This is a genomic window from Providencia sp. PROV261 (assembly GCF_028477945.1).
In the GTDB taxonomy this organism is placed as follows: Bacteria; Pseudomonadota; Gammaproteobacteria; order Enterobacterales; family Enterobacteriaceae; genus Providencia; species Providencia stuartii.
The window spans coordinates 1-1,051 of record NZ_JAMPMC010000109.1 but is presented as its reverse complement, the minus strand read 5'-3'; the positions used below and the strand labels follow the sequence as shown (position 1 = coordinate 1,051).

The 1,051-nt window shown below is 33.5% G+C and carries 2 pseudogenes; both read right to left on the bottom strand.

Going from position 1 to position 1,051, the window contains the following annotated elements:
• Window positions 1–608, bottom strand: a pseudogene (locus PR675_RS20905) (hypothetical protein); the annotation flags it as partial.
• A 42-nt stretch (window positions 609–650) separates the two neighbouring features.
• Window positions 651–1,051: pseudogene (locus PR675_RS20900) on the bottom strand (hypothetical protein); the annotation flags it as partial.

The following is a 1,051-nucleotide window of genomic DNA, read 5'->3' as shown; positions in this document are numbered from 1 at the left end:
ATTATTTTAGGGGGAGTGGACACAACCCTGTTATTAATAAGTCCATTATTCCAGTTAATAACTGAAACAGAAAAAGTATCGTCTGAATTTTCTGACAATTCACGGCGTTTATTTTCTTCATCGGCATCAGAAAAGACTCTGTTTTTAGTCAGAACTATTTCCTCATTTTTGATAATCCGCCCATTGCTATCAGTGTAATAAAATAAGCTGGCATTGGTATAGCTGGAGTTACTGGAGGCACTGAAGTCAGAGACAGCTTTAACATGGTAAGGATTACTGCCAATTAATTCCCCGTCTGAAACAAAGGTTACAGAATCCGACGGTGATATGACTCTTTGAGATTTCCAGCTGAATTCAGTCAGCTCATTACAATCTGAGAATTGATATACTCTTGTTCCATTATCGGTTTTACCGTATTTATTTTCAGGTCTCGTGTGTATGGCTTTTACAGATTTTACGGGACCATAAAAAATATCACTGGTAATTATATAAGCGTTCTGTTTGTTAATATTTCTCTGCTCATTTGAGTACGTTTTTAAAGCAAGTGCATCAGACATAAACAACAAAGAAAGCAAAGAGGTAATAATGGGGAGTGTTTTACATTTCATATAAAAATATTACACCCATATAATGTGTATAAGTTAGTGTTTTTATTTTTGGATCATGGATTCTGATATTTCAAGTAGTTTTTTATACTCAGGTTCAACTTCAGAATTAAGAATAACATCGCCATTTGGATACTTTAAAAAAGAATCTTCGCCTTTCTTTTTTGCCCCAACCCAGTAACTTTTTATGTTAGATCTATAATCAATATTTATATTGATATTTTGAGTGTTTATTACTTTATAGGTCATAGTTTCATATTTAGCTATTAACCAAAATTGTTTGACATACCCCCCTATAAATCGCTCGCTAATCAACGGAAATAATATTAACTGCTCATTTATATCTCCTGATTTTTTTTCATAGCCGCCATCAAAAGTCGCTGGTGCATTGTTATCAAGCACAAAGGTGGCTTCCATACCAAAGTTTTTTGATATTAACGGATCTA